General features: G+C 60.6%; 5 protein-coding genes. 4 read left to right on the top strand and 1 reads right to left on the bottom strand.

Annotation, left to right across the window (positions count from 1 at the left end; translation table 11 throughout):
* Both JNL55_RS33240 and JNL55_RS33235 read left to right on the top strand, forming a co-directional pair.
* On the top strand, positions 1-2,084 hold a 2,084-nt coding region (locus JNL55_RS33240), incomplete at its 5' end, for a TonB-dependent receptor (RefSeq protein WP_293864937.1).
* Between the two features lie 174 nt (positions 2,085-2,258).
* The gene (locus JNL55_RS33235; protein ID WP_293864934.1) at positions 2,259-2,510 is read left to right on the top strand and encodes a hypothetical protein; all 252 of its coding nucleotides are present in this window, start codon (positions 2,259-2,261) and stop codon (positions 2,508-2,510) included.
* Between the two features lie 68 nt (positions 2,511-2,578).
* Here the strand turns inward: JNL55_RS33235 and JNL55_RS33230 are convergent, their stop codons facing one another.
* A complete protein-coding gene (locus JNL55_RS33230) occupies positions 2,579-3,298 on the bottom strand; it encodes a 2OG-Fe(II) oxygenase (RefSeq protein WP_293864932.1) in 720 nt (239 codons plus the stop codon).
* 363 nt (positions 3,299-3,661) lie between these two features.
* Here JNL55_RS33230 and JNL55_RS33225 point away from each other — a divergent pair, with 363 nt between their 5' ends.
* Together JNL55_RS33225 and JNL55_RS33220 are read left to right on the top strand one after the other, a co-directional pair.
* Positions 3,662-6,583, top strand: coding sequence for a TonB-dependent receptor plug domain-containing protein (locus JNL55_RS33225; protein ID WP_293864930.1), 2,922 nt, complete (start codon positions 3,662-3,664; stop codon positions 6,581-6,583).
* Positions 6,584-6,675: 92 nt separating this feature from the next.
* On the top strand, positions 6,676-6,998 hold a 323-nt coding region (locus JNL55_RS33220; protein ID WP_293864927.1), incomplete at its 3' end, for a tetratricopeptide repeat protein.

The raw sequence follows: 6,998 nt of genomic DNA, 5'->3' as shown, positions 1-6,998 counted from the left end.
ACATCCTGACCCTGCCGCTGGAGCGCAAGTCGGCGATGGGTAAGTTCAAGTTCGAAGTGGGCGGTGGCGTGGAGATATTCGCCAACGCCGGCTACACGGAATATGACTCGGTCACTGCGCTGGCGCCGACGCCATTTCCGACAGTGGGCACGCGTGCGCCTGGCCAGGCCTCGGCGATTCAGGCGACGTCGGCCCTGGTGGTCCCAGGTCGCACTGTGACCAACAACCTGGTAGTGCCGCTGACCAATCCGTTCATTCCGAACGATTTTCGCGCCTTGCTGGCGCAGCGAACTATCGGCGACGCGAACTTGGTGGGCATTGCCAATCCCGCGACTCAGCCGTTCATGATCCGCACGCGTACCTTGACTACCGGTCTGCGTCAGTCGGCATATAACAATGAAGTAGTGCAGGCCACCTTGGGCGCACGCGGTCCGCTGTTCGGCGATAGCTGGAAGTGGGAAGCCTATGCGTCGCAAGGCAAGACTGAGATCACCGAAGTCCAGACCGGCAACATCGACACGCAGCGCGTGGTCGATGCAGTCGCGGCGCTGGACGGTGGCGCCAGTCTGTGCGCTGGCGGCTTGAACTTCTTTGGTCGCAACCCGCTTTCGCCGGAGTGCGCGGCTTACATCACAGTGGCGCCGACGGAGCTGAAGACCGAATTCGAACAGCGCGTCGTGCAGGCGTTCGTGACCGGCGAAGTCGGCCAGGTGCCGGCGGGTCCGATCTCGCTGGTGGTGGGCGCTGAAGGCCGCTGGTTCGATTACGACTTCAATCCGGGTAACAGCAGCGGCCCGATTTCCGGCTTGAATGCGCAGAGCCCGGCCAAGGGCAACAACAACTTCAAGGATTTGTTCACCGAAGCCTTGATTCCGTTGTTGAGCGATGCGCCGGCCGCGAAGTCGCTCGAGCTGAGCTTGGGTTATCGCTACTCGGAGAGCAAGTTCGAGGACGAGATCGCCGACCTCAAGAGCGACAGCCAAAGCTCGAATGCCTACAAGGCTGAGTTGAGCTGGGTGCCGATCGACAGCTTGCGTGTGCGTACTTCGTATCAGCGCGCAGTTCGTGCACCGAATTTCGACGAGTTGTTCGACGGCGGCGGCTCGGCGCCGCAGTACTTCGATCCTTGTTCGTCCAACACGGTCAAGCGCACTGGCGCAGACGCTGTTCTCATGCGTGCACTGTGTGTCGCCACGGGCCTGAACGACGCCACTGCAAATACCTACGTGCAGACGCCGGGCAATCAGATCTCTATCACGACCACTGGCAACATCGATTTGGAGCCGGAGAGCGCCGATACGATCACCCTCGGCGTGGTGTTCACTTCGCCTTGGGAAGGTGCGCTGGCAGGGCTGCAAGCCTCGCTGGATTACTACACCATCGATATCTCCGATCCCATCATCGATCCGTCGGCGAATCTGTATGTGGCGGCTTGTTATAACTACTTCGGCACCAACCCGACTTACAGTGCCGATGATCCGTTCTGCGCCGGTGTGACCCGTGGTGGCGCCGACATTCAGGGCGTGTTCTCGCCGGACAACGACGACGGCACCTACCCGGGTATCAACGGTGGTTCGATCAAGACCGACGGTATCGACTTGCAGGTCAACTACAGCGTCGGGCTGCCGGTGGGCGAACTGGGTGTGAACTTCCTGTACAACTATCTGCTGTCGTATAAGCAGTCGGACCGTCCGGGTCTGCCGGCCATCGACTATGCGGGCACCATTTCGTACTTCGGTGCGGGCTTGGGCTCGAGCTTCCCGGAACAGCGCGCCAACCTGAGTGCTTCGTACGGCATCGGGCCGTTCGCATTCGGCGCGCGTCTGCGCTGGATCGGCGAGATGGATAATCGGGCGGCAGTGCAGTTCCCGGGTGAACGCTTCACGGGGGTGCCTTCGATCACCTACGTCGACGTGTCGGCAACCTGGAAGTTCATGGACAAGTCCTCGTTCCGCATCGGCTTGAACAACGCTACCGACAAGCAGCCGCCGCGTTATGCACCGAACGTGCAGTCCGGCACCGATCCGTCGACCTATGACGTGATCGGCCGCCGTATCTATGGACAGATCACGGTGGGCTTCTAAGCACGCTTGGATCGATGTCGCTCGGTCGGTTTCGATCCATCAGGGCGGCTCGGCAACGAGCCGCCCTTTTTTGTGGTAAACCAGGGCTATACTGGCTGCCAAACAAAAACGGGCGATCCGGTGCTCAGAGTGGCGAGGTGTGTGATGTCGCGACCCCTGACTAGCTGCGGCCTGATGCTCACCATTGCGCTGGCTCTTACCGGCTGCGCGCACTCGCCCGACTCGGACCAGAGTCTCAACCAGGCTTTCAACCAGACGCCGAAGTGGAATAAATACTTCATCGCCGGCTCGCGCATCCCGCGGACTTTGGACGCGCAAGGTCAACCGCTGACCGGCAGCCACGTCGTAACCATCACCGACCAAGATTTGCAAAGTGCTTCAGGGGTGTTGCTCGGAGACAAACTTTCCGGCGGCTACCCGCGCTGAAGGGAACTATTTTTCCCAAATTTAATTTTATTTGTGCCCTAACTAAAGTTAGTCAGCCAAAGTCAGGTTCAGCCAGCGGCGCGCAACCAGCCCGTGATGCTGTAGCGAGGCTGGCCGGCAGCAGGAGCCACGTAACTCACGTTATGCGTTTGAGGGACCCGAAATAAATTCAGCACGTTGAACTTGGGTGCGTAGCCTTCGGCGATGTGACCGTCACGGTCGATGAACTGCAGGATGCCGCCCCAGTCCGCGCGCCAATCGGGCGTGAAACCAAATACGTAGGCCGCGAGACGCTGTTTGCCTGCGACGTTGTCGTCGTGCTCGGTTAGAAAATGACCGGGTAGGTATTTGGTGGCTTGGCTGTCGGCGAAGGCGATGGGCTCGAAACCGGTGACTTGGCGCGCGAATTGCAGAAATTCCTCGGAATTCAGAAACTCGTGCATGGCCAGCAGCGGCGTGTCGCGCTCGCCGGCTTGGTAGAGGTCGAACAACGGATAGTTTTCGAATACGTATTGAAAGCCGCGCCGGGACTGATCGAGCATGGCGCGTGACATCGCTTCCCGTTGTTCGGGCGGCATCAGCATTAGCTGATGGTGCGCAACATCGACGTGCCGTTGGCCGACATTGAAGCACAGCTGCCAGGGTGTCCGAGTTTCGAGGTGCGAGAACAGCGCCGTGGCACTGGACGGAGTGAGTACATCTGGAATGTGGACTCGGCCTTGCGACTTGAACACTTCGCGAATCAGGCGCCGGTCAAGCTTCGGATTCAATTGGATCTGTGTCGTCATCGTGCCGCTCGAATGACCCCGCCGCGCGCCTCACATTATTCCGTTGTCGGGGAAAAATTACAGGGTCGGGGTGCCCGCGGTGGTAAATCGGGCTACCACAACCGTCGTTGCCCTTGTACAACGCCGATAATTTGCTGCATCAGTTTGTGCTCCACAACCCTTACTTAAGTAAGTGATTTACAACCGACTCATCCCGGGAACTTCTTGGTCGCGTGCTTGTTGCCGTCAAAGCAACAGTTGTATGCTCAGCACACTTGGGTCCAGCGCTGTCGAATTTCAGCGCGATAGCTGTTGCGGATCGATCACGTTCTGATCGGAAGCTGAAGGTCTTTATAAATTTACCCTCTTGCAGGAGGAGCAGAAATGAAATCAACGAGTAACTCGCTGCGGCACGCAGTGCATTGCGTGCTGGTGGCCAGTGCCACAGTCACGCTGCCGGTGGTGCCGGCATTGGCTCAGGAGCAGGACTCCTCGGCGCGACCCATCGAAGAGGTCGTGATCACCGGTTCCCGCATCCGTCGTGTGGATGAGGAAACCGCCAGCCCCGTGTTCGTGATGGATCAAGGCACCATCGCCAACACCGGCGTACAAACCATGGGCGACTTGATGATGCGCGTGCCGGCGATCTCCGGCGCGGCCACCAATCCGCAAGTAAACAACGGCGGCGGCACCGGCGAATCCAACGTCGAACTGCGCGGTCTCGGTGCGCAGCGCACGTTGGTGCTGTTGAACGGCCGTCGTATCAACGTCCTTGGTGCCAACGGCACGACCTCGGCCGTCGACATCAACATGATCCCGATCAACATGATCGAGCGCGTTGAAGTGTTGAAGGAAGGCGCGGGCGCCGTGTACGGCTCCGATGCTATCGCCGGCGTGGTGAACTTCATCACCAAGAAGAATTTCGACGGCGCCGAAGTCAACGTCGAATACGGCCAGACCGGCGAGAGCGACGGCGAACATCAGTCCGCCAGCCTCACGCTCGGTTCGAGCGGCGACAAGCTGAGCGTGATCTTCGGTGTGAACTACAACAAGCAGGACTCGGTGTCCGCGGCCGATCGCGACTTCTCCGCTGCTGCGTTGTATTTGTACGGCGGCGTGATTACCGCCGGCGGCTCGAGCCGCACCAACGTGGGTCGTATTCGTTTGCCGGCCGGGAGCCCGCAACGTGACGCCTTCGGCGGCTGCTCGAGCGTCGCTCGTAACAACGGCGCGTCGGGCACCTCGGCCGACACCGCGAACTATCACTGTTTCGCGAATGGCGACTTCTATAACTATCAGCCGTACAACTTGCTGATCACTCCGCAGGAGCGCAGCAACATCTTCACGATGTTGAACTACAAGATCAACGATCATGTGGAAGCGTACGGTGAAGTGGTTTACAGCCGCACCACCGCCGGCTTCAATCTGGCCTCGCTGCCGTTCGATGCGAATGCCGATGACACCATCATTTCGGCGGATAGCTACTACAACCCGTTCGGCAACAACCCGTACGGTGTGGCTCCGACCGGCTGGGCGGTGGGCCAAGGCCTGGCGTTCGGCGGCGTCGAAGGCTTGAACCCGAACATGCAGGTGCGTCTTGAAGCGCTGGGCAGCCGCCGCAGCGAAGCCGAAACCGAGAGCACCATCGGCAACCTCGGCCTGCGCGGCGACTTCGGTGGCAGCAGCTGGCAGTGGGACGTGGGCGCGCAGCTCGGTCACATGGGCCAGAACACCAACGTCTCCGGTTATTTGCTCGGACCGCAACTGGCGCAGGCGCTGGGCCCATCGTTCGACGCGGGCGGCGGCAACATCGTTTGCGGTACGCCGGGCAACGTCATCGCCGGTTGTACGCCGATCAACATCTTCAACGTGGAAGATCCGGCGCAGATCGCAGCGTTGCAGGCCATCTCGACCAACTATCGCACCGACTACGTCTACGAGAGCCAGGGCTACGCGTTGAACGCGAACGGTGAGCTGTTCGACATGCCGGCCGGTCCGGTGCTGATGGCGGTGGGCGCGGAATACCGTACTCAACGCGCCGACTTCGAGACCGACGTGCTGACGCGCGGTGAGCCGCCGTTGTATCTGTCGTGCTTGCTGGCACAGGAAACCTGTACCGGCGACTCGCATGCCAAGTACAACGTTCGCGAGCTGTACACCGAGTTCTTCGTGCCGCTGTTGAAGGATCTGCCGGGCGTGCAGTCCTTGAATGTGACCGCCGGCGTGCGTTACTCGGACTACTCGAAGGACAGCATCGGTGACGACACCAATGCCCAGTTCAAAGTCGAGTACCGCCCGATCAGCGACTTGTTGGTTCGTGGTTCGTACGCACAGGTGTTCCGTGCGCCGACCCTGCTGGACTTGTCGAAGGCGCCGTCGCAGGACTCGCCGACCTTCAATGATCCTTGCACGGGCCTGACCCCGGGCGACGTGGCCGCCAACCCGAATCTGGCGCTGGCCTGCCAAGGCGTGCCGCTGGATGGCACGTTCTCGCAGCCGAACAGCCAGATCACCGGCTTGGTGGTCGGCAGCCCGAACCTGAAACCGGAAACCGGCGACGTGGTGACCTTCGGCGTGGTGTATGACCCGGGCTTCATCCAAGGCCTGTCGGTGTCGGTGGACTTCTGGAAGTACAAGATCAAGGACCTGATCACGGCCCTGGATCCGAACTTCGCCATCGATCAGTGCGTGCAGACCGGCAGTCCGGAGTTCTGCGATCTGCAGTTCCGTTATCCCTCGACCAGCAACAACGCGGGCCTGCACCAGGTCTTCGTCGAGCCGATCGTGAATCTCGGCGAGCTGCAGACCGACGGTATCGACTTCGGCGTGAAGTACTCGCTGCGGGATACCGCGGCGGGCTCGTTCAACTTCACGTTGGACATGACTCGTATCAACAGCTACGAGAACACGCCGTCGCCGGGTGCAACTCCGGTGGAAATCGCCGGTACGTTCGATCGTCAGTTCGGCAACTACGCCAAGTGGCGCGGTCTGTTGGGTATCGGTTGGGCGATGGGCGGCTTCGACGGCCTGGTCACGCTGCGTTACATCCACAGCCTGCGAGTCGATGGTCCGGACGGCGGCTTGACGGATGAGCCACCGCTGGAAATCGGTTCGATGACGTATGTCGACGCGACTGTCGGCTACACGTTCCCGACCGATACCAAGATCCAGGTCGGCGGCATCAACCTGGGCGACAAGGTCCCGCCGTTGCTGTTCCAGAACAACGTGACCAACGCCAACACCGACGTGTCCACCTACGACCTGCTGGGTCGTCGCTGGTATGTCGGCGTCACTCAGAAGTTCTGATGACGTAGCTCGCCGCCTGCTCACGCGGGCGGCGACGATTCAAGGCCGCGCGGCTCTGCCACGCGGCCTTTTTTCTATGTAGTGTGTCGTCCATGACTGAAGCATTACTGCAGCGGGCTGCAATGCTGTTCGACGCGAATCAGCTGACCGCGGCTGAGGCGCAGTGTCGCCAGCTGCTTGCCCAGCGTCCGGGCGACGTCGGCGCTCTGGGCTTGCTGGGAGCCATCCTGCACGCGCAGGAACGTTATGCCGACGCCGAGCGCGTGTTCGCCGATCTCACCAAGAAGGTGCCGGGCGAGGGCGCGTATTGGATGAATCTGGGCACGGCGCGTCGAGGCAGCGGCAAATACGACGACGCGCTACGCGACTACATGCGTGCCGCCGAGCTGGGCTGTAACGATGCCGACTTCTATTT

Origin of the sequence: Steroidobacter sp. (genome assembly GCF_016790065.1) — a bacterium.
Lineage (GTDB): Bacteria > Pseudomonadota > Gammaproteobacteria > Steroidobacterales > Steroidobacteraceae > Steroidobacter.
This window is presented reverse-complemented; position numbering and strand designations above follow the sequence as displayed.

Excerpts from the sequence above, each read along its gene's own strand:
- JNL55_RS33235 (WP_293864934.1), top strand. The coding sequence starts at position 2,259 with ATGCTCACCATTGCGCTGGCTCTTACCGGCTGCGCGCACTCGCCCGAC.
- JNL55_RS33230 (WP_293864932.1), bottom strand. The coding sequence starts at position 3,298 with ATGACGACACAGATCCAATTGAATCCGAAGCTTGACCGGCGCCTGATT.
- JNL55_RS33225 (WP_293864930.1), top strand. The coding sequence starts at position 3,662 with ATGAAATCAACGAGTAACTCGCTGCGGCACGCAGTGCATTGCGTGCTG.